General features: G+C 67.1%; 20 protein-coding genes and 1 tRNA gene. 9 read left to right on the top strand and 12 right to left on the bottom strand.

The genetic code is table 11. From position 1 onward, the window contains the following. Positions 1–96: 96 nt before the first annotated feature. On the bottom strand, positions 97–1,332 hold the full coding sequence (locus AABA51_RS14905; RefSeq protein WP_338272827.1) for a Coenzyme F420 hydrogenase/dehydrogenase, beta subunit C-terminal domain: 1,236 nt from the start codon (positions 1,330–1,332) through the stop codon (positions 97–99). A gap of 168 nt (positions 1,333–1,500) precedes the next feature. Here AABA51_RS14905 and AABA51_RS14910 point away from each other — a divergent pair, with 168 nt between their 5' ends. The 4 genes from AABA51_RS14910 to AABA51_RS14925 all read left to right on the top strand — a co-directional run bounded on the left by AABA51_RS14910 (position 1,501) and on the right by AABA51_RS14925 (position 6,895). After that, positions 1,501–4,326 (top strand): molybdopterin oxidoreductase family protein, encoded by a 2,826-nt coding sequence (locus tag AABA51_RS14910; protein ID WP_338272828.1) that lies wholly within the window; start codon positions 1,501–1,503, stop codon positions 4,324–4,326. Between the two features lie 115 nt (positions 4,327–4,441). Then, positions 4,442–5,275, top strand: a complete 834-nt coding sequence (locus AABA51_RS14915; RefSeq protein ID WP_338272829.1) for an alpha/beta fold hydrolase — start codon at positions 4,442–4,444, stop codon at positions 5,273–5,275. After that, positions 5,272–6,018, top strand: a complete 747-nt coding sequence (locus tag AABA51_RS14920; RefSeq protein WP_338272831.1) for a 4Fe-4S dicluster domain-containing protein — start codon at positions 5,272–5,274, stop codon at positions 6,016–6,018. The genes AABA51_RS14915 and AABA51_RS14920 overlap by 4 nt, the downstream gene beginning before the upstream one ends. 1 nt (position 6,019) lies before the next feature. Continuing rightward, a complete protein-coding gene (locus tag AABA51_RS14925; RefSeq protein WP_338276624.1) occupies positions 6,020–6,895 on the top strand; it encodes a dimethyl sulfoxide reductase anchor subunit family protein in 876 nt (291 codons plus the stop codon). A 153-nt stretch (positions 6,896–7,048) separates the two neighbouring features. On the opposite strand, the gene AABA51_RS14930 is transcribed toward AABA51_RS14925, so the two are convergent. From AABA51_RS14930 to leuD, 8 genes are all read right to left on the bottom strand, one after another. Further along, positions 7,049–7,753, bottom strand: a complete 705-nt coding sequence (locus tag AABA51_RS14930; protein WP_338272832.1) for a ribonuclease activity regulator RraA — start codon at positions 7,751–7,753, stop codon at positions 7,049–7,051. Between the two features lie 102 nt (positions 7,754–7,855). Continuing rightward, a tRNA-Pro gene (locus AABA51_RS14935) sits at positions 7,856–7,932 on the bottom strand. 66 nt (positions 7,933–7,998) lie between these two features. After that, complete coding sequence (locus AABA51_RS14940; RefSeq protein ID WP_338272834.1) at positions 7,999–8,961, bottom strand: DMT family transporter; 963 nt, start codon at positions 8,959–8,961, stop codon at positions 7,999–8,001. A 42-nt stretch (positions 8,962–9,003) separates the two neighbouring features. After that, positions 9,004–9,747, bottom strand: a complete 744-nt coding sequence (locus tag AABA51_RS14945; RefSeq protein ID WP_338272836.1) for an SDR family NAD(P)-dependent oxidoreductase — start codon at positions 9,745–9,747, stop codon at positions 9,004–9,006. 1 nt (position 9,748) lies between these two features. After that, entirely contained in the window at positions 9,749–10,852 is a 1,104-nt protein-coding gene (gene leuB / locus AABA51_RS14950; RefSeq protein WP_338272838.1) for a 3-isopropylmalate dehydrogenase, read from the bottom strand. Positions 10,853–10,924: 72 nt separating this feature from the next. Next, positions 10,925–11,944, bottom strand: a complete 1,020-nt coding sequence (locus AABA51_RS14955) for an endonuclease/exonuclease/phosphatase family protein (RefSeq protein WP_338276626.1) — start codon at positions 11,942–11,944, stop codon at positions 10,925–10,927. Positions 11,945–11,958: 14 nt separating this feature from the next. Next, positions 11,959–12,804 (bottom strand): hypothetical protein, encoded by an 846-nt coding sequence (locus AABA51_RS14960; RefSeq protein ID WP_338272840.1) that lies wholly within the window; start codon positions 12,802–12,804, stop codon positions 11,959–11,961. A 209-nt stretch (positions 12,805–13,013) separates the two neighbouring features. After that, positions 13,014–13,619 (bottom strand): 3-isopropylmalate dehydratase small subunit, encoded by a 606-nt coding sequence (gene leuD / locus AABA51_RS14965; protein ID WP_338272841.1) that lies wholly within the window; start codon positions 13,617–13,619, stop codon positions 13,014–13,016. A 148-nt stretch (positions 13,620–13,767) separates the two neighbouring features. On the opposite strand from leuD, the gene AABA51_RS14970 reads away from it, so the two are divergent. Beyond that, complete coding sequence (locus AABA51_RS14970) at positions 13,768–14,979, top strand: MFS transporter (protein WP_338272842.1); 1,212 nt, start codon at positions 13,768–13,770, stop codon at positions 14,977–14,979. A 113-nt stretch (positions 14,980–15,092) separates the two neighbouring features. Continuing rightward, entirely contained in the window at positions 15,093–15,326 is a 234-nt protein-coding gene (locus AABA51_RS14975) for a Flp family type IVb pilin (RefSeq protein ID WP_338272843.1), read from the top strand. A 61-nt stretch (positions 15,327–15,387) separates the two neighbouring features. On the opposite strand, the gene leuC is transcribed toward AABA51_RS14975, so the two are convergent. Together leuC and AABA51_RS14985 are read right to left on the bottom strand one after the other, a co-directional pair. Continuing rightward, positions 15,388–16,791, bottom strand: coding sequence for a 3-isopropylmalate dehydratase large subunit (gene leuC, locus AABA51_RS14980; RefSeq protein ID WP_338272844.1), 1,404 nt, complete (start codon positions 16,789–16,791; stop codon positions 15,388–15,390). Between the two features lie 257 nt (positions 16,792–17,048). Beyond that, positions 17,049–18,671 (bottom strand): thiamine pyrophosphate-binding protein, encoded by a 1,623-nt coding sequence (locus AABA51_RS14985; protein ID WP_338272845.1) that lies wholly within the window; start codon positions 18,669–18,671, stop codon positions 17,049–17,051. 55 nt (positions 18,672–18,726) lie between these two features. On the opposite strand from AABA51_RS14985, the gene AABA51_RS14990 reads away from it, so the two are divergent. Then, positions 18,727–19,266, top strand: a complete 540-nt coding sequence (locus AABA51_RS14990; protein WP_338272846.1) for an NADPH-dependent FMN reductase — start codon at positions 18,727–18,729, stop codon at positions 19,264–19,266. On the opposite strand, the gene AABA51_RS14995 is transcribed toward AABA51_RS14990, so the two are convergent. Then, the gene (locus tag AABA51_RS14995) at positions 19,263–20,297 is read right to left on the bottom strand and encodes an NAD(P)/FAD-dependent oxidoreductase (protein WP_338276627.1); all 1,035 of its coding nucleotides are present in this window, start codon (positions 20,295–20,297) and stop codon (positions 19,263–19,265) included. The two genes, AABA51_RS14990 and AABA51_RS14995, sit on opposite strands and share 4 nt — an antisense overlap. Before the next feature lie 66 nt (positions 20,298–20,363). On the opposite strand from AABA51_RS14995, the gene mnmD reads away from it, so the two are divergent. Both mnmD and AABA51_RS15005 read left to right on the top strand, forming a co-directional pair. Continuing rightward, entirely contained in the window at positions 20,364–21,044 is a 681-nt protein-coding gene (gene mnmD / locus AABA51_RS15000) for a tRNA (5-methylaminomethyl-2-thiouridine)(34)-methyltransferase MnmD (RefSeq protein WP_338272848.1), read from the top strand. Beyond that, complete coding sequence (locus AABA51_RS15005) at positions 21,041–21,913, top strand: DMT family transporter (RefSeq protein WP_338272849.1); 873 nt, start codon at positions 21,041–21,043, stop codon at positions 21,911–21,913. Before mnmD ends, AABA51_RS15005 begins: the two co-directional genes overlap by 4 nt. Positions 21,914–21,941 lie beyond the last annotated feature (28 nt).

Raw genomic sequence — 21,941 nt, forward strand, 5'->3', positions numbered from 1 at the left:
TTTTCGGCCAAGATGAAGAAACCCGCGTCTCGCGCCTTCATCTTGGCGAAAAAACTCCCGCCGGAGGCTCCCGCAGCTGCCACGGGCGGGCCGGTGTCAGTCCTCGCGCGTTTCGCCCCTGGCCGGAGCGAGGCCGTAGCGCGCGGCGACCCGCCAGACATGGGCGGGGACCATGTTCTTGACCCGCGCGGGATGGGCCCGGCGCAGGTGCAAGATCGTCTCGATCGCCTTCATCTCGACCCGTGCGCGGGCGAATTCCAGGCCCTGCGGCCCGATGCGCGGCTGCAAGAAGGCCACGATGGGACGTGCCCAATCGGGCATGGACCGCAGGGGCAGGCCGCCCGCGGCGCGTTCGGTATTGGCAAGAAACCCTTTCACCGCACCGATCCGCTTGCCCTTGTCGGTCAGGGCCGCCTCGGCCAGGCGGGGGCGGATCGCGTCGAGCATCTCCACCCCGCGCGGGTTGCGCGCGATCACCCATTGGTCGCCATCGCCCCCCATGTAGCCCACAGTGATATCGGCGAGCCGGTTGGTGTAATCCACGCAGGTCTTGCAGGTCATGGGAAAGAAATCGGCCGGCAATTTCGAGATCGGCAGCTTGAGGAAGGGCACCAACCGATCCGGCCTGCCATCGTCGAAGCGCAGCTCGACCCGGTAATCGGCCCGGAATTCGAGATAGGAAATCGTCTCGGGCCGCGCATCCAGCAGCGCAAGGAAGCCGTGGAAATTCTCGGTCGTCGTATTGTCCGAACAGGGCGTTCCGATCACGTAGAGCCGCTCGAGGCCCAGGTCCGCCTCGATCTGGCGCAGCGCATAGACCTGGCAGGGGATGCCGATCACCGCGATCCGCCGATGCCCCGCCGCCACCGCCGGTTCCAGCGCGGCCAGCGTCGGCGCATAGCCCATGCGCATGCCCCGGCATTGTGCCAGGTCGGCGGGGTCGGTCACGATCACGGGCTCGGGCCGCCAGCGATCCTCGGGATGGGGGCGCACGGCCAGAACCGCATCGACCCTGCCGCGCTGGAGCAGGCTTGCGGCCAGCGCCGTAGTGATGCCGGTCCATTGCGCGCCTTCTGCGGCCGGGGTCAGGCGCGCCCGGATCATCGCGCGGCTCACGCCGAAAAACGCCTCCTCCCCCAGGTCGGGGTCGGCGGTGCGGCCATGGACACGGGCCTCGACCGTCTCGTAATCGGGCTGGATGAACTGGCAGGCCCGCCCACAGGCGCGCCCGTCGCCCATCCGGCTGACGCCGCAATCGGTGCAAAGGCCCGGACGCGGACCGCCGCCAAGGCTGGGCACGGTCAGACCGGGGCGGGATGTATCCTTGGGCATGGGCTGGCGTCCGGGACAGGGGATGGACCGACTATCGATGTCAGAGCCCAGACTGTCAATTAAAGTTTACACTTTCCGCCGATGCCGCAAATCCGCGCCCCGCCCATTGCATCCGCCACGTGACGCGGTCAAAGCTTGCCCCCGGCACCAAACCCGCGGGGAGGGCGGATGGGGCACCAGGAACCACACATCGACCTGTCACCACGGGTTTCGGACACGATCCGCAAGACCACCTGCTACATGTGCGCCTGCCGTTGCGGCATCGACGTGCATCTGAAGCAGGGGCGCGTCGCCTATATCGAGGGCAACCGCGACCATCCCGTGAACCGGGGTGTCCTGTGCGCCAAGGGTGCGGCGGGCATCATGCAGGTCAACGCCCCCTCGCGCCTGCGCGCACCGCTGCGACGCGTGGGGCCGCGCGGCTCGGGCCGGTTCGAGGAAATCAGCTGGGACGAGGCGCTGCAAACCGCCGTGGACTGGATGGCCCCCCTGCGCGCGAATGCGCCCGAGAAACTGGCCTTTTTCACCGGGCGCGACCAGTCGCAATCCCTGACAAGCTGGTGGGCGCAACAATTCGGCACGCCCAATTACGCCGCCCATGGCGGGTTCTGTTCCGTCAACATGGCCGCCGCAGGCATCGCCACGATGGGCGGGGCCTTTTGGGAATTCGGCCAACCCGATTGGGAGCGGACGAAGCTGCTGCTCCTGTTCGGCGTGGCCGAAGATCACGACAGCAACCCGATCAAGATCGGCCTGGGCAAACTGAAAGCGCGGGGCGCGCGCGTGATCGGGATCAACCCGGTGCGCTCGGGCTACAATGCGGTGGCCGACGATTGGTTCGCCATCACGCCGGGCACCGACGGGCTCTTGATCCTGTCGCTCGTCCATTGCCTGCTCAAGGCGGGGCGCATCGATCTCGACTACCTCGCCCGCTACACCAACGCGCCCCTTCTGGTGAACGAGGACCCCGACAGCCCGGAAAACGGCCTTTTCCTGCGCGATGCACAGGGCAAGCCGCTGGTCCTCGACCGCGCAAGCCACCTCCCCGTGGCCTTCGACGCGCCGGGGGTGAAACCCGATCTTGCCCATGGCTACCGGCGCGCGGGCATCACGCACCGCCCCGTCTTCCGGATCCTCGCCGACCGCTACCTCGCGCCTGAACATGCCCCCGAGGCGGTGGCCGAACGCTGCGGCATCCCCGCCAGCCGCATCCGGGCGCTGGCCGCGGAACTAGCCCGCGTGGCCTTCGACGAGGCGATCGAGATCGATCAGCCCTGGACGGATTTCCGCGGCACGCGGCACGCGAAAATGGTGGGCCGCCCCGTCGCCATGCACGCCATGCGCGGCATCTCGGCCCATTCGAACGGCTTCCAGACGGCGCGGGCGCTGCACCTGTTGCAGATCCTCCTCGGCACGGTCGAAACCCCCGGCGGCTTCCGCTTCAAACCGCCCTATCCCAAACCGATGGAGGCGCACCCAAGGCCCCATGCGACCGCCACGCCGGGCCAGTCGCTCAAGGGGCCGCACCTGGGCTTTCCCCTTGGCCCCGAGGATCTGGCGCTCGATGCGCAAGGAAACCCCCAACGCATCGACAAGGCCTTCAGCTGGGAAAACCCGCTCTCGGCCCATGGGCTGATGCACATGGTCATCGCCAATGCCCATGCGGGCGATCCCTACAGGATCGACACGCTCTTTCTCTACATGGCGAACATGGCGTGGAATTCCTCCATGGGCACGGCGCGCGTCATCGACATGCTGACCGACACCGACCCGGATACGGGCGAATATGTCATCCCGCGCATCATCTATTCCGATGCCTATTCCTCCGAGATGGTGGCCTATGCCGACCTGATCCTGCCCGATACGACCTATCTCGAACGCCACGATTGCATCAGCCTGCTCGACCGCCCGATTTCCGAGGCCGAGGCCGCCGCCGATGCGATCCGTTGGCCCGTGGTCGATCCCGACCGTGACGTGCGCGGCTTCCAATCGGTGCTGATCGATCTGGGGGCGCGGCTTGGCCTGCCCGGTTTCGTCACGGAGGACGGCAGCCCCGTCTATGCCGATTACGCCGATTACATCACCAACCACCAACGCCGCCCCGGCATCGGCCCCCTGATGGGCTTTCGCGGCGACGGCACCGAGACGGGGCGCGGCGCGCCCAATGCAGACCAACTCGCCCGCTACATCGAGAACGGCAGCCATTTCCAGGCCCATATCCCGCCCGAGGCGCAATTCTTCAAACCCTGGAACAGCGCCTACCAGGATTGGGCGGCGGGCCTTGGTCTTTACGACAGCCCGCAACCCTATCTCTTCAACCTCTGGCTCGAGCCGCTCCGCCGCTTCCAGCTTGCCGCCGAAGGGCATGGACCCCACCAGCCGCCCGATCACCTGCGCGCGCGCATCAAGGCCACGATGGACCCCCTGCCCATCTGGTACGAACCCTTCGAGCAATCGGCGATCGACCAGGATGCCTATCCGCTCCATGCGCTCACCCAACGCCCGATGGCGATGTATCATTCCTGGGGCAGCCAGAACGCCTGGCTGCGGCAGATCCACGGCGAAAACCCGCTCTACCTGCCCACGAATCTCTGGGATGAACACCACTTTGCCGAAGGCGATTGGGCCCGCGTCACCTCTCCCCATGGCGCGATCACGGTCCCCGTGGCCCATATGGCCGCCCTCAACCCCAACACGATCTGGACCTGGAACGCGATCGGCAAACGCGCAGGCGCCTGGGCGCTAGACCCCAGGGCGCCCGAGGCGACGCGCGGCTTCCTGCTCAACCACCTGATCCACGAGCTTCTGCCGCCCAAGGGCGATGGCCACCGCTGGGCCAATTCCGATCCCGTAACCGGGCAGGCCGCCTGGTTCGACCTGCGCGTCCGCATCGAAAAGGTCCCCGCCCCAGACAGGACCCAACCGGCCTTCGCGTCGCTCGCCTCGCCCGTGGGCACAGGCCCCGCGACCCTCGCGTGGAAGGTCGGAAAATGACCCGCAGCTTCATCTTGGCCCGAAAACTCTCGGGGGAGCGCGAGGGGGCAGACAGCCCCCTCGCTCCGGTCGTCGCCACAGGCGGCGAAACCCCTCAGCCACACCACGGACCCAGATGACGACCCATTCCACCCTTTCCGCCGACGGCACGCGCCTTGCCTTTCGCACCACGGGCGACCCTGCCGCGCCGCAGGTCCTCCTGATCCACGGCTGGTCGCAGGCGGGCCCCTGCTGGCAAGCCACGACCGACCGCCTGTCGGACCGCTTCCACCTCGTCACGCTCGACCTGCGCGGCCATGGCGCATCGGACAAACCCGAGGATCCGGCGGCCTATACCGATACCGCGCTCTGGGGCGATGACATCGCCGCCGTCATCGCCGCGGCAGGTCTCACCCGGCCCGTTCTTGTCGGCTGGTCCTATGGCTCGCGCGTCATCGCGGCCCATCTCGCCACCCATGGGGACGCGCATCTGGCGGGCGTGGTTCTGGCGGGGGGCATCCTTGCCATCGGGGCCGCGCGCGAGGATTGGATGGTCGGCCCCGCCTCTCCCGGCCTTGACCGCGATCTTTACACCGACGACCTGCCCCGCAGGCTGGCCGCCACCACCCGTTTCGTCGACGCCTGCACGACCGATCCGCTCGACCGCGAAACCTATGCCGGGATGGTGGGCCTCAACATGCTCTGCCCGGCGCATGCCCGTCGCGCGCTCTTCGCCGCCGATCTCGACCTGCGCCCGACCTATGCCGCGATGACCTGTCCGGGTCTCGTCATCCACGGCCTGTCGGACAAGGTCGTCTCGCCCGAAACCGGGCGCGCGGCCGCAGCCCTCATGCCCAGGGGCCGCTTCACCGGATACGAGGGGATAGGCCACGCGCCATTCCTCGAAGCCCCCGACCGGTTCGCCGCCGATCTCGCGGATTTCACCACAGCCTGCCAGACCGCGCCATGACCAGCCTGCCCCCCGACACCTCCCGCAAGCTCGGCCTTGTCATCGACCTCGACACCTGCGTCGGCTGCCAGGCTTGCGTCATCGCCTGCAAGGGCTGGAACACCGAGAATTACGGCGCGCCCCTCTCCGATCAGGACCCTTACGGCGCCGATCCCTCGGGCAGCTTCCTCAACCGCGTCCACGGCTACGAGATCACGCCCGACCAGGGCGCGGCCCAACTGGTGCATTTCCCCAAATCCTGCCTGCATTGCGAGGATGCGCCCTGCGTCACCGTCTGCCCCACCGGGGCCAGCTACAAGCGCGCCGAGGATGGGATCGTCCTGGTGAACGAGACCGATTGCATCGGTTGCGGGCTTTGCGCCTGGGCCTGCCCCTATGGCGCGCGCGAGATGGATCAAAGTGCCGGCGTGATGAAGAAATGCACGCTCTGCATCGACCGCATCTACAACGAAAACCTCCCCGAAGAGGACCGGGAGCCTGCCTGCGTGCGCACCTGTCCGGCGGGCGCGCGCCATTTCGGTGACCTCGCCGACCCGGACAGCGCCGTCAGCCAGCTTGTCGCGGAGCGTGGCGGGTTCGACCTGATGCCCGAGATGGGGACAAAGCCCGTGAACAAATACCTGCCCCCCCGGCCCAAGGACCGACTTGGGGAAACCGATATCCTCGCCCCTTTCCTCGACCCCGTGGCCGACAGCCCGCAAGGCTTCCTTGGCTGGCTCGACCGCGCGCTGGATCGGCTCTGACATGCATCCGGCACCTTCCGTCATCCTCTTCACCACGCTCTCGGGGCTCGGCTTCGGCCTCCTCGTCTTCTTGGGCCTGAGCTTTCCGCCCGTGACGGGCTGGGTGGCCTTCGTCTTTTTCCTCATCGCCTATGCGCTGTCGGTCGGCGGGCTTCTGGCCTCGACCTTCCACCTCGGCCATCCCGAACGCGCGCTCAAGGCGTTCAGCCAATGGCGCACAAGCTGGCTCAGCCGCGAGGCTTGGGCCGCCGTCGCGGCCCTTGTCACCATGGGCCTCTATGCCCTGGGCGCGGTGTTTCTCGGCCAGCGCGTCGCCCCCTTGGGCTTGATCGGCGCTGGCCTGTCGCTTGCGACCGTTCTGACCACCTCGATGATCTACACGCAGCTCAAATCCGTGCCGCGCTGGAACCAGGTCCTGACGCCCTTGCATTTCCTGTCGGCCTCGCTTGCGGGCGGCGCGCTTCTGGCGGGGCAACTGATGCCTGCCGCCATCCTGCTTTTGCTCGCGCTGATGATCCAGCTTGGCCATTGGTCGGTCGGCGACACACGCTTTGCCGAAGCGGGCCACACCATCGCCAGCGCCACGGGTCTTGCGGGCGGGCAGGTCCGCGCCTTTTCCCCGCCCCATACCGGCTCGAACTACCTGCTTCGGGAAATGGTGCATGTGGTGGGGCGCAAGCATGCGGTGAAACTGCGCATCCTCGCAACGCTGCTTGGCTACGTTCTGCCGCTCGCGCTCGTGCTTGTCCCCGGCGCGGGCCATCTGCTCGGCGGTCTTGCGGTCCTGTCCCATGTCGCAGGCATGGCCGCGTCCCGCTGGCTTTTCTTTGCCGAGGCCGAACATGTCGTAGGCCTCTATTACGGCAAGCGCGGCTGAGTAGGCGGGTTATGCCGCCCCCGGTCCAATTCCGGGGGCGGTGGAGCGCTTAGAGCATGTCGCGCAAAAGTGGGAACCGGTTTTGCGCTCCCCGGACATGCGAAACCAAAAGGTTAGAGTGCGACGCGTGAATGCGAATGAACGCGACGCGCTCTATTGCGCGTCTTTCCACGCCTGGTAGCGCGCCTTGGTCTCTTCGTTCATCGGGTAAAGCCCGGGCAGCGGCACGCCGCGATCCACCTCGGTCATGATCCAGCCTTCCATCCGCTCCTGTTCGGGGGCTTCGGCCAGAACCTCGTCCAGCAGGGCGGCGGGGATAAGCACCGCGCCATCGTCATCGACCACGATCACGTCATCGGGATAGACGGCCACACCGCCGCAGGCGATGGGTTCCTGCCAGCCGACAAAGGTCAGCCCCGCGACAGACGGCGGGGCCGCCACGCCCCGGCACCAGACCGGCAAACCGGTCGACAAAACGCCCGCCGCATCGCGCACCACGCCATCGGTGATCAGCGCGGCCACGCCCCGCTGCACCATGCGGTTGCACAGGATGTCGCCGAAAATGCCCGCATCCGTCACGCCCATCGCATCGGCCACAGCGATGCAGCCCTCGGGCATCGCCTCGATCGCGGCGCGGGTGGAAATCGGCGCGCCCCAGCTTGCGGGCGTGGCCAGATCCTCGCGCGCGGGCACGAAGCGCAGGGTAAAGGCGCGCCCCACGAGCCGCGGCTGGCCCTGCCGGATCGGCTGCGACCCGCGCAGCCAGACATTGCGCAACCCTTTCTTGAGCAGGATCGTGGTCAGCGTCGCGGTCGACACGCCCTTGAGCGTCTCGATGATCTTGGGGTCCAGGGTCATGTCGCCTCCTCTGCGATGACAGCCGCGCGCATCCATGCCGGACCCCGCGTGCCCCGCAAGATCCGCATCCCGCCTTTCGGCGCTGCGCGCATGTGGATGATCTGGTCGGAGTGAGAGGATTCGAACCTCCGACCCCCTGCTCCCGAAGCAGGTGCGCTACCAGGCTGCGCTACACTCCGACCGTGCCGCGCGGGATAGCCCCGCAGACGCGTCATTGCAAGAGGCATAAGGAAGCGCGCCCGGCCCTATTCCGCCGGATCGCCATCGCGCATCATGGTGGACACGCGGGGGGCAACAGGCGTGCCCAGCCGCGTCTTGGTCCGCAGGACGGGGGTGGTGCGCGACACGCCCAGCCGTGCCTCGCGCAGCACGATATAGACGCCCGAGGCGATGATGATCCCCGCCCCGATGGCGGTGTAGGTGTCGAGCGTCTCGTCGAACAGGATGAGCCCATAGGCCGTGGCCCAGAGGATCTGGGAATATTGCATCGGCGCGACCACGACCGCCGGGGCCGCACGATAGGCGAGGATCAGGAAATGCATGCCGATCAGCGCCAGAACCGCGATCACCGCCAGCCCCGCCATGTCGATGAGCGGCATGGGTTCATAGACAAAGGGCAGCGCCGCCCCCATGATCGCGAAATTGCCCAGCATCGGGTAAAGGATCAGGACCACGGTCCGTTCCTCGCGCCCCACCTTGCGCATCACCACGGCGGCAAAGGCCCCGGTGAAGGCCGACAAAAGCGCCGCCCCATGGCCGAGCGTCAAGGGCTCCGACCCGGGGCGCAACACCACCATCACGCCTGCAAGCCCCACCAGAACGGCAAGCCCCCGCCGGATACCCACCTTTTCGCCCAGCATCGGGATGGCAAAGATCGTGATCAGAAGCGGCGCGGCGAACAGGATCGCATAGGTCTGCGCCAGCGGCAGCACGGTGAACGCGTAAAAGGCCGTCAGCCCCGTGATCACCACCGCCAGCGTGCGCAACAGCGCCCAGACCGGGTATTTCGGCACCAGATTGGCCTCGGACGTGTCGCGCGCAAGGATGATCGTGACGAGCGGAAAGCCGAAGAGCACGCTGAAAAACACGATCTGCACCGGCGAATAGGTCCCGCCCAGCGCCTTGATGATCACGTCATGCGTCGCATAGACGCCGAACGCCAACAGCGCCAGCATGGCCCCGCGAACAATGGAACTGCCTTCGGTCATGCCCCGACCTTGGCCTGAGCGGGCCACAAGGTCAAACGCCCCTCAGCGGCGCAGCGCCGGAAGCCCCACGCCTGTCGCCTCGAACCCGCCATCCACGGCCAATGTCTGCCCGGTGATGTAGCTCGCGCGCTCCGAACACAGGAAAACGATCGCCTCCGCGATCTCGCGCTCGGACCCGTAGCGGTTGAGCGGGATCGCATCGTGATAGGCGTCGATGATGTCCTGGCTGTGCACGGCCATGGCCAGCTTGGTGCGCACCGGGCCGGGGCAGACGCAATTCGCGCGGATACCGTATTCGCCCAGCTCCACCGCCTGTTGCCGCGTCAGCTGGATCACGGCGGCCTTGGACGTGCCATAGGCCACCCTGAGCGTCGAGGCCCGCAGCCCCGATATGGAGGCGATGTTGACGATGCCCCCCCGCGCCGCCTTGAGCGCGGGCGTCAGCGCCTGCGTCATGCGGAACACGCCGTCGAGGTTCACCTCCATCACCGCCCGCCAGCGGTCGAACCCGGTATCCTCGATCGGGCCGAAATCGGCGATGCCGGCATTGTTGACCAGCGCCGCCAACCCCTCGGGTCCGGCGCATTCCTGCGCCACCCGCGCCACATCCTGCCCGACCGACACATCGGCCACCACGGGCAGGACATTGTCCAGACCCTGCGCCGCCGCCTCGAGCGCGGGAGCGTCGCGGTCCAGCATGACCACGCGCCACCCGTCCTCCAGGAACAACCGCGCCGTGGCCAGCCCGATGCCCCGCGCGGCCCCGGTGACCAGCGCGGTCCGCATCTCAGACGCTCGCGGCCAGCTTGGCCACGATGGCATCGCCCATCGCGGCGGTCGACACCGGCGTGCCGCCCTCGGGGCCCATCAGGTCGGCGGTGCGCACGCCATCGGCCAGAACCGCGTTCACGGCATGCTCCAGCCGCTCGGCCTCCGCGCCAAGGTCAAAGGAATAGCGCAGCGCCATGGCGAAGCTCAGGATGCAGGCGATGGGGTTGGCCTTGCCCTGACCGGCGATATCGGGGGCGGAGCCATGCACCGGCTCGTAAAGCGCCTTGGGCCGGCCGTTTTCCATCGGCGCGCCAAGCGACGCCGACGGCAGCATGCCCAAGCTGCCGGTCAGCATCGCGGCCAGATCCGACAACAGATCGCCGAACAGGTTGTCGGTGACGATCACGTCGAACTGTTTCGGCCAACGGGTCAGCTGCATCGCGCCCGCATCGGCATACATGTGCGACAGCTCGACATCGGGATATTCGGCATCGTGGATTTCCTGCACCACGTCGCGCCACAGGATGCCCGATTCCATCACGTTGGCCTTTTCCATGGAACAGACCTTGTTGTTCCGCTTGCGCGCCATTTCAAAGGCCGACCGCGCCACGCGGGCGATCTCGCTTTCGGTGTAGCGCTGGGTGTTGATGCCCACCCGCTCGTTGCCTTCGCGGATGATGCCGCGCGGCTCGCCGAAATAGACGCCGCTCGTCAATTCGCGGATGATCATGATGTCGAGGCCCGCCACCACGTCCTTTTTCAGGGACGAGAAATCGGCCAACGCGTCGAAACACTGCGCCGGGCGCAGGTTGGCATACAGGTCCATCTCCTTGCGCAGGCGCAGCAGGCCGCGCTCGGGCTTCACGCTGAAATCGAGCTTGTCGTATTTCGGACCGCCCACGGCACCCAGCAGAACGGCGTCCACTTCCTGCGCCTTCGCCATGGTGGCATCGGTCAGCGGCGTGCCATGCGCGTCATAGGCGCAGCCGCCCACCAGGTCCTCGGACACGTCAAAGGTGATGCCCCGCGTGCCGAACCAGTCGATGACCTTCCGCACCTCGGCCATCACTTCGGGGCCGATCCCGTCGCCGGGAAGGATCAGGAGAGAGCGGTCGGTCATGGTCATGTGTCCCTTGGCTGAATTGGTCAGCATCGCCTAGCCAAGCCGTGACGGGGCGTCAAGCAAGCCCGCTCACTCGGGCGGCCATGCCAGATCGATCCAGACCAGCCGATGGTCCGACGCCATCGCCGCGACCGAGGCGGGCAGCGCCCCCTCCTCCCCCTCGGGCCAGAGCACGCCCGCGCCCGTGACCGTCAGCCGGGCCGCGGGCAGGATGTAATCCACCCGCAGATCGCCCGGCACGGGATCGGGCCAATCGGCGGTTTCCATCCCGCCACCGGGGCGACGCGGCACCACGTCCTGCAGGCGCGGATGATCGAGCAGCGCGCCCAGCCCCTCGCGCCGCCCCTCCCCCCGGCTTGGATCGACGTTCAACGTGCCGATCACCGCGAAATCACGCGCGGCAAAGGGCAGGCCACCCGGCGACCAGCCATCAAGGTACAGCGCCCAGAACCGCAATTCATCGGCATTGCGCCAGCCGTTGCGATCCTCCGGACCGTCGAAAACCGGCGGCGTGGCATGCAGCGCCAACAGGTGCAGCGGCCCACCCGGCAGCTCCACCGCCACATCCCAAGCAGCCACGCTGGCCAACCGCAGGACCGGCAACGCCGCTTGCGGCAGAACAGCTTGCGCGGCACTCCCCGGCAGGTCCGCCCACAGGAGATCCGAGAAATCCCGCACCGCCCCGATGGGATGGCGCGACAGCACCGCCATCCCCCCCTGCCCGTTGAAATGCCCATAGCCCTGCGCATCGCGCGCCCGCCAGCTGCGCCCGTCCCCGTCGATATCGACCCCGGTGGGCCGGCCCGTATTGGGCCTGAGCGCCAGACGATACGGATAGGACAGGCCCGCAGCCTCCACCGCATCGGCCAGCGCGGCCAGGGCCAGGCCATCCGCGTCGAAATCGACCTCCTGCAAGACCAGCACATCGGCCCCCGCCGCCGCGATCACCGCGACGCTGGCCGCCACCTGCCCATCCCCACCGCGCAGGATGTCGCGCAGCAACAGGCCCGGTCCCTCGCGCGTCAATTGCGTGTGGAAACTGGCGATGCGCAATGCATCCGCCCCGGCGGGCAGACCCGCCAGCACCACAGAGGCAAACAGGATCAGACCGCTTGCGGCGCGTCCGCGACCACTTCGGCCACCAGCCTTGCGCGGCGGCTGCGGATCATCTGGGCGACCCGCACCATGGCCAGACCGCGCATCGCCATGCTCAAGGGCAGGAACATCCAAAGGGCAATCCCCCAGACCATCACCCGCGGCGAGGTCAGGATCAGCGGATCGAAATGCCCCGCGATCTTCAGACCCGCCACAGGCAGGATGAATGTCGCCACAAGCGCTAAGAAAAAGTTAACGCGCGCATCCCGGATCAGTCGGGGCACCACGTCGCCCCCCATCGTCGGATCGAAGGTGGGCAGGTTGATCCAGACGTTGAACGGGTGGCTCCGGCTTGGCCAATGGTGCCACCGCACCAGCACCGCAAAGACGGCCAACCCGCACAGCATCGTCACAAAGGCCAGGCCCGCCATCGCGATCACCTGCCGCGCGCTGACCCCTCCGGCCTCGGGCGGCAGATGGGACAGCACCACCCTCAGCGGGCTCCAGCCGAAATCCAGCAATTGACCCAGCCACAGCCCCAGCGCCTGCAACACGATGAGCAGGCTCGTATCCCCGCCGCCGACCGGCCCCCGCGCCACGAGGCTGAGCGCGATCAGCATCACGAACAACGACAGGATGCGGACCCGGTTGTAGGGCGGCGCATCGCGGAATTCGACAAGGGCGGGATAGGTCGCGCCATATTCGGCCAGAACGAAACCGCCAAGAGCCAGCGCGATCAGCATGACGACCTGGGCCGCCTCTTCGGTCGTGCCGGGCACCAGCAGCGATGGTGTCGCAATGACGACCACCACGAGCAACGCCCGCAACAAGGCACCCAAGACCCTGGACAACACTGCAACCACCTCGAACGCGGCGGGGCTTTTCCCCGCCATTATCTCTCCGACAACGCTAAAGCCGCGCAGTCAAAGCACTCTTTGGAGAACAACCTGCCCAAAGAGCGATGCGGTCGCAAGAATTTGAACGTAATCAAGACACATTTCCGCCCCATTCGCGGGGCGGGTGTGTGCCGTTTGCATCACCGCGACCCGGTCGCGGCAGGGTGTCAGACCCAGGGGCGGCTTTGCGCGGCCTGCGCCTCGAAGCTGTCGATGGATGCCGCCTTCTCGAGCGTCAGGCCGATATCGTCGAGCCCGTTGAGCAGGCAATGCTTGCGGAACGGGTCCACCTCGAAGGAAATCTCGCCGCCATCGGGGCCGGTGATCGTCTGGTTTTCAAGGTCGACAGTGATGACCGCATTCGCACCGCGCTGCGCGTCATCCATCAGCTTGTCCACGTCTTCTTGCGGCAAGACGATGGGCAGGATGCCGTTCTTGAAGCAATTGTTGAAGAAGATGTCGGCGAAACTGGTCGAGATCACGCAGCGGATGCCGAAATCCAGAAGCGCCCAGGGCGCGTGCTCGCGGCTCGACCCGCAGCCGAAATTGTCGCCCGCGACGATGATCTGCGCGTTGCGGTATTGCGGCTTGTTCAGCACGAAATCGGGAATTTCCTGGCCGTCCTGCGTGTAGCGCATCTCGTCGAACAGGTTCTTGCCCAGACCAGACCGCTGGATCGTCTTCAGGAACTGCTTGGGGATGATCATGTCCGTGTCGATATTGACCAGCGGCATGGGCGCGGCGATGCCGCTCAGCTTGGTGAATTTTTCCATTTCGCCTCTCCTCGGTCGGGCCGATGCCGCTTTAGCCGCTCGGGGGGCGGGCGGCAAGGTGCTGGGCTGTCTCACGCGCACTCTGGTCAAGCGCGCGGGCCGGCCCTACGACTTGCGCCGACACCCCTCGATCCCGGAGCCCGCATCGATGTTCCGCTTCCTCGCCGAGAACAGGCGCTGGCTGGCCACCGGCGTGCTGCTCGCGCTTGGCGCCTGTCTTGGGCACACATGGTTCATCGCGCTTTTCGCGGGCGAGATCCGGGCCGAATACGGGCTGACCGACGGGCAATGGGGCCTGATCTACACCGGCGCGACGCTGGCCTCGGCAGCCCTTCTCTTCGGGCGCGGGGGATTGGCCGATACCGTGCCGCTGTCGCGGCTTGCGCCCATCGTGGCCATGGTCTTTGCCGGTGCGGCGCTGCTGATGGCCCTGGGCCAGACGCTCTGGACGCTCGGCATCGCGGTCTTTCTTCTGCGCTTTTGCGGTCAGGGCATGTTCAGCCACATGCAACAGACCGCCATGGCGCGCTGGTTCGTGGCCACGCGCGGCCGCGCCATGGCCATCGCCAACCTGGGCTACACGACGGGCCAGATCCTGTTGCCGCTGCCCGCCGTCCTGGTGATGGGCTGGATCGGCTGGCGCGGCGGATGGATCGTGGTGGCCGCGATCCTGCTCTGCCTCATCTTGCCGCTTCTGATCTGGCTCTTGCGGCAGGACCGCACGCCGCAGGGCACGACAGGGGGCGTTGCGGGCGCACCGGGTCTTGGCGGGCGACACTGGCACCGGCGCGAGGCGCTTGGCCATTGGCTCTTCTGGGCGCTCGTGCCCCTGATGCTGACACCCGGCTATGTCGGGACGGTCGTCTTTTTCCACCAGGTCCATATCGCCGAGATCAAGGGCTGGTCGCTGGTCGCCATGGCCCCCGCCTATCCCGCCTGGGCCCTGTCCGAGGTGGCAGCCGCCTTTGCCGCGGGCTGGATCGCCGACCGTTTCGGGCCCGCGCGGCTCTTGCCGCTCGCGGCCCTGCCGATGGGGCTCGGGATCGCGCTGATCGGCATGGGCGCGACACCCCTGTCATGGATCATCGGCATCGGCCTGATCGGCGTGACCCAGGGCCTGACCAATACCGTCTGGGGCACGCTTTTGCCCGCCACCTACGGCACCGATCACATCGGATCGGTGCGCGCCGTCGCCAGCGCCGTGCTGGTCGTCTCGACCGCGCTGGGACCGGGGATCGGGGGCGTGATCATCGACGCGGGCATGCCCGTGCCGCACCAGGCGGGCGTGATGGCCGCCTGGTGCATCGGCCTGTCGGTCGCGATGCTGATCGTCACCCGCAAGCTTCTGCGCGCGCCCTGACAGCACTGCGGCGGACACGTCCGATTGGCGCGGATTCTCCATCCATCCGCCATGAACAAACCGTTTTTGCCCTGCAAACCTTGCCCCACTGCGTGGCAACAGGAGTATTCGCAATGCATTTTCTGAAGGACGAAAGCGGCGCCGTTACGGTGGATTGGGTGGTTTTGACCGCAGCAACGGCGGGCCTTGGACTTGCCGTCGTGGCCCTGCTCGGTGGCGGCTTTTCCCAAAGCTCGGACAATCTCGGTGCGGCGCTCACTGACATGGAGGTCGCCCCCGGCTTTGCCGCCCCGGTTGAAAACACACCCGAAACCCAGCCGGAAGAAGGCAACAACGAGGTCTTCTGACCCTCGTCCGCCCCTCGCCAGGACCATGAAAAAAGGGGGGGCGCGATGCCCCCCCTTTTCGTCACATCAGCTCGCGCACATCCGTGAGCCGCCCGGTGACGGCTGCGGCCGCCGCCATGGCAGGCGACATCAGGTGTGTGCGCCCGCCGCGCCCCTGCCGCCCCTCGAAATTGCGGTTCGAGGTGGCCGCGCAGCGCTCGCCCGGCTGCAACTGGTCGGGGTTCATGGCAAGGCACATGGAACAGCCCGCAAGCCGCCATTCAAACCCCGCCTCGCGGAAGATGTCGGCCAGCCCCTCTTCCTCGGCCTGCGCGCGCACAAGGCCCGATCCCGGCACGACCATCGCGCGTTTCACCGCGATCTTCTTGCCCTTCAGGATCTCGGCGGCAGCGCGCAGATCCTCGATCCGCCCGTTGGTGCAGGACCCGATGAAGACCGTGTCGATCTCGATATCCTTGAGCGCCATGCCGGGCGTCAGCCCCATGTAATCGAGCGAGCGTTTCGCCGCATCGACCTTGCCGCCCTTGAAGTCATCGGGCGCGGGAACGGCCGCCGTGATCGGCAGCACATCCTCGGGCGAGGTGCCCCAGGTCACGACAGGCGCGATATCCTCGCCCCGGATCGTCACGACCTTGTCCCAATGCGCGTCATCGTCGGAATAGAGCGTCTTCCACCACGCGAGCGCCGCCTCCCATTGCGCGCCCTTGGGCGCATGGGGCCGGCCCTGCACATAGGCGAATGTCTTTTCATCCGGCGCGATCAGGCCCGCGCGCGCGCCGCCTTCGATGGCCATGTTGCAGACGGTCATCCGCCCTTCCATGGACAGGTCGCGGATCGCCTCGCCGCAATATTCGATCACGTAGCCCGTTCCGCCCGCCGTGCCGGTATGGCCGATGACCGACAGCGTGATGTCCTTGGCGGTCACACCGGGCGCAAGCTTGCCGGTGATCTCGACCTTCATGTTCTTGGATTTCTTCTGGATCAGCGTCTGGGTGGCCAGGACATGCTCGACCTCGGACGTGCCGATCCCATGCGCCAGCGCGCCAAAGGCGCCGTGCGTCGCCGTGTGGCTGTCGCCGCAGACGACCGTCATCCCCGGCAGGGTCCAGCCCTGTTCGGGGCCGACGATATGCACGATGCCCTGACGGATATCGGTGACCGGATAGTAATGGATGCCGAAATCGCGCGCGTTCTTGTCGAGGGCTGCCACCTGGATGCGGCTTTCCTCGGGCATCTCTTCGGGGTTCTCGCGGCCCTGCGTGGTGGGCACGTTATGGTCGGGCACGGCGATGGTTTTCTCGGGCGCGCGGACCTTGCGGCCCGTCATGCGCAGACCTTCGAAAGCCTGCGGGCTGGTCACCTCGTGGACAAGGTGGCGGTCGATATACAGAAGCGACGTGCCATCCTCGGCTTCGTGCACAAGATGGGCATCCCAGATCTTGTCGTAGAGCGTCTTGCCGGTCATCTTTTCGGGTCCTTGGTCGCGGAAATGTCAGGTGGGATCAGGCAGGGCGGCAGGGCGTCATAGCCCGCCCAGCCGCGACCGGCGCGCGCCGAAAAAGCGCCAAGGCAGGCGCGCCCGATCCGCTATGTCGAAGACAAGGGTCATGATCCCCGTGATCTACTGATGCAGCGCCATCGGCGCAAGGGCGTGTTGGGGGGCAGCAACTGGGGGCGCTGCCCCCAGACCCCCGGAGTTTTCCGGCCAAGATGAAGGCAGGCTCAGAGCGATTTCGTCGTCGAGAGCATCGCGGGATCGAGTTTGAGTTCGATCAGGTGCAGACCGCCCCTGTCGGCGGCATCGAGCGCGGGGGCAAGCTGGTCCATCCCGGTCACCAGGTGGCCGGTCCCGCCATAGGATCGCGCAAGCTGGACGTAATCGGGATTGAACAGCTCGGTCCCCGAGACCCGGCCCGGATAGTGGTTTTCCTGGTGCATCCGGATCGTGCCGTATCGCCCGTTGTTGGCGATGATGACGGTGATATCCGCCCCGAATTGACGTGCGGTCGACAATTCCTGAAGGGTCATCTGCAAACATCCGTCGCCCGCGAAACAGATCACCGGGCGATCGGGATGTTCGAGCTTGGCCGCGATGGCGGCAGGCAGGCCGTAGCCCATCGAGCCGGAGGTGGGTGCCACTTGTGTCTTGTAGCCGCGATAGCGCGCGTAGCGATGCACGAAGGCCGCGTAATTGCCCGCGCCATTGGTATAAAGCGCGCGCCCCTCGTAGCGGTCCGAGACCAGGCGCACGACCTGTTCCATCTTGACCGCGCCGGGCGTGTCCTGCGGCACCTGCCAGGCCTCGTATTCGGCGCGGGCCTGCGCGGTCCAGGACGCATCCTTGATCCGGCCATTCGCGCCGCGAAGGGCTGCCAGAACGGCGGGCGCGGGCGCGGCAAGGCTGGCCGTCGGCTGGTAGACCGTGCCGATTTCATCGGGGTCGGGATGGACATGCAGGATCGTCTTGCCCGGTTGCGCGGGGTCCATCAGCGTATAGCCATTGGTCGCCGTCTCGCCCATCCGCGCGCCAAGGATCAGGAGCGCATCGGCGTCGCGCAGGCGTTGACCGAGCCTTGGGTTCATCCCCACGCCCAGATCGCCGATGTAATGGGCATGCCCGTTGTCCATGTAATCCTGCCGCCGAAAGGTGACGGCGACGGGCAGACCGGTCGCTTCGGCCAAAGCCTCGAGGTCTTGTTGCGCCTGCGCGCTCCACCCCGGCCCGCCCACGACGATCATCGGGCGCTCATGGGACAGGAGACGGTCGAGAAGCGCCCGCGCCGTCGCCGGATCGACCGGCTGCTCTGGCCGCTGCGCGGGCCCAAGGTCAGGCACATCCGCCTCGGCCGACAGGATATCCTCGGGCAGGGCCAGAACCACGGGTCCGGGCCGCCCGGACCGCGCGACATGGAACGCACGGGCGATATATTCGGGCAGGCGCGCGGTGGTTTCCACCTCGGCCGCCCATTTCACCAGCGGGGAAAAGAAGCGCCGGTAATCCACCTCCTGAAAGGCCCCCCGGTCGCGGTCTTTCAGCGCGATCTGGCCCACGAAAACCACCATGGGCGTCTGATCCTGCATCGCCACATGCAGCCCCGAGGAGGCATTCGTCGCCCCCGGCCCCCGCGTCACGAACAGCACGCCGGGCTCGCCGGTCAGCTTGCCATGCGCCTCGGCCATCATCGCGGCCCCGCCTTCCTGGCGGCAGACGATGTTCTGGATATCATGGTCGTATAGCCCGTCGAGCGCGGCCAGAAAGCTTTCCCCCGGCACCGAGAAGACACGCCTGACCCCGTTGATCGCCAGCTGATCGGCCAGGATTTTTCCCCCGTGGCGCTTGGACATGTCGCTCTCCCGCTTTAGATGCCTCGGGGCTCGTTTTGATCGGAGGGTGTGGGAAATGTCCAGCTTGAGGCTTCTGGGGATCTGCGGATCGCTGCGCGCGGCGTCATGGAACCGCAAGCTGATGCTCGAAGCCGCGCGCATCTTCGACCCTGCCGAATTCACCGACGCGAACCTGCGCCTGCCGCTTTACGATGGCGACCTGGAGGCAGAGGGCATCCCGGCCGAGGTGCAGACCTTGGCGGATCAGATCAAGACAGCCGATGCCGTGGTGATCGTCGGCCCCGAATACAACAAGGCGCTGTCGGGCGTGCTCAAGAACGCGCTCGATTGGGTCAGCCGCGTGCCGGGCGGCGTCTGGCGCGACAAGCCGGTGGCGATCCTCTCGGCGGCGGCGGGGCGCGCGGGGGGCGAACGCAGCCAGATGACCATGCGCCACGCGATGAACCCGTTCCGCGCCCATGTCCTGCCGGGGCCCGAGGTGATGATCGCCGCCCCCGACCGCGAATTCGACGAGGCCGGGCGGCTCAAGAACGAGATGCCGATCAAGCTCCTGACCGAGCTGATGGGCGATCTGCGCAAGGCGGCGACGCGCTAAAGGCTGGCCTCGGGCCGGAATTCCGGCGGGATCGTGTCGCGCCCCTCGAGGATCAGGTCGGCCATCATCCGTGCCACCATGGGCGCCATGCCGAACCCGATCTTGAACCCGCCATTGGCGATATAGGCCCCCGTCCGCACAGGGTCCGCGCCCAGCATCGGCGCGCGCGACCGGGCGCGGGGGCGCAGACCCGCCCAGCGTTCGATCACGGGCGCCGCGCGCAAGGCCGGGCACAGCCGCCGCGCGGTCTCGATCAGCGCGTCAAGCTGCCCATCGGTGCTGACCGGATCGTCATACTCGCGTTCCGAGGTGGAGCCGATGGCGACCGTCCCATCGGCATGGGGCACGATATGCAGCGCCTCGGCGAAGAGCTGCGGTGCCCCGCCCAGATCGGCCCGAAACACCGCCGCCTGCCCCTTCACCCCGGTCCCCAGGTTTCGGCCCATGGCCTGTGACAGCTCCGCCAGACCCGCCGCCCCGGTGGCGCGCACCTCGATCATGGGCCGGTCGGTGGCCTCCGGCCCGATCCGCCCGCCCTTCGCCCCGATCGCGGCGGCGAGCGCAGCACAGGCGCGGCGCGGATGCATCCGGGCGGTCAGATTGTCATGGATCAGCCAGCCCGTGGGACTGTCCAAAAGCTCCGGAAATTCCGCCGCCGCGACCACGTCCCAACGATAGCGCCCCTGCCACAACGCGCCCGCCGTCTCGCCCCGCGCGCGGGCCAGCGCCAGCGCCGCCTCATCCGCGATAGGTTGCAGCCGCCCGGTACGCCCATAGCCCGGATCTTGCCCGCCCGCCGCCGCCACCCCGCCCCAGAACTCGGCGGCCATGTCGAGCGCGTCGAACTGCACCTGCTTCTTGGAATTCCAGTTTTCCGGCACATGCGGGGCCAGCGCCCCCACCACCCCGCCAGAGGATCCGGCCCCGACCCCGAACGGGTCCACCACTTCGACCGATGCGCCGCGCAGCAATGCCTCCCATGCGATGGACAGGCCGAAAATCCCCGCGCCAAAGACCCTGATCTCGGCCATTGCCATTCCCCCTGCCTTGCCCCAGTGTCCGCGCGCGCCAAGCAGGATGTAGACGAGCCGCAGGGCATGGACCAGCCACAGCACGATATCGACTGGCGCGACACCGGCGCGGGCCTGCGCGTGCCCGTGTCCCGCGCCTTTGACGATCCGTTCTATTCGCTCGAGAACGGGCTTGCCGAAACGCGGCACGTGTTTCTGGCCGGAAATGACCTGCCCGCGCGGTTCCGGCCCGGTTTCCATATCGCGGAACTGGGCTTTGGCACCGGGCTCAACCTTGTCGCGGCGGCCCTGGCCTGGGATCAGGCGGGCATCGACGGCCCGCTCCATTTCACCTCCTTCGAAGCCTTTCCCCTGTCGGGCGCGGATGCGCGCGCGGCCCTTGCCGCCTTTCCCGAAGCGGCGGGCCTGTCGGATGCCATCGCCCATGCGCTCGACACCGACGGGCGGATCGACACGCCGCGCCTCTCTGCACGGATCATCCCCGGCGATGCGCGCCGCACCGTGCCGGCATGGGACGGCTGCGCCGATGCGTGGTTTCTCGACGGCTTCGCGCCCGCCCGGAACCCCGAATTGTGGGAACCCGCACTGCTGCGCGCGGTTGCCGATCATACCTTGCCGGGCGGCAGCGTTGCGACCTATTCGGCGGCGGGCCATGTGCGCGCCGCACTGGCCGATGCGGGGTTCGCCGTCACCCGCGTTCCGGGCTTCGGGCGCAAACGGCACATGACGAAGGGACAACTTGCGTGAGCGCGCAGAACACGAAACTCGGCATCTGGCTGATGGTGGCCACCACCTTCGTCTTCGCCATGCAGGACGGGATCAGCCGACATCTTGCCGGTGAATACAACGTGCTGATGGTGGTGATGATCCGCTACTGGTTCTTCGCTGCCTTCGTGATGGCCGTGGCCGCGCGCAAGGCGGGCGGCCTGCGCGCCGCCGCCGCGACCAGTCAACCGGGCGTGCAGATCTTTCGCGGCATCCTGCTGGCGGTCGAGGTCTGCGTGATGGTGCTGGGCTTCGTCCTTCTGGGACTGGTGGAAAGCCACGCGGTCTTCACCTCCTACCCGCTTCTGATCGCGGCGCTTTCGGGTCCGATCCTTGGGGAAAAGGTCGGCTGGCGGCGCTGGACGGCCATCGGGGTCGGGTTCATCGGCGTGATCATCATCTTGCAACCCGGTTTCCGGGTCTTTCAGGTCGAGGCGCTGGTGCCCCTGGCCGCGGCCCTCATGTTCGCGCTCTACGGGCTGATGACGCGCTATGCCGCGCGCAAGGATTCGGCAGCGACAAGCTTTTTCTACACCGGCACGGTGGGATGCGTGGTGATGACCTCGGTCGGCATCTGGTTCTGGGAACCGATGACCGCGCCCGATTGGGCCTGGATGGCGCTTTTGTGCGTCACCGGCGCGCTCGGCCATTGGCTCTTGATCAAGACCTATGACGTTGCCGAGGCCAGCGCCGTGCAACCCTTCGCCTATCTGCAGCTGGTCTTTGCCGCGACGCTGGGGATCACGGCCTTTGGCGAAACGCTGGAATTGAACGTGGCCATCGGCGCCGCCCTGGTCGTCTCGGCAGGGATCTTCACCCTCCTGCGCACCCGCGCCAAGGAAAAAGCGTAGGGTGGGCAATCTGCCCACCACCGATAGG

This window comes from Roseicyclus marinus, assembly GCF_036322625.1.
Taxonomy (GTDB): domain Bacteria; phylum Pseudomonadota; class Alphaproteobacteria; order Rhodobacterales; family Rhodobacteraceae; genus Roseicyclus; species Roseicyclus marinus_A.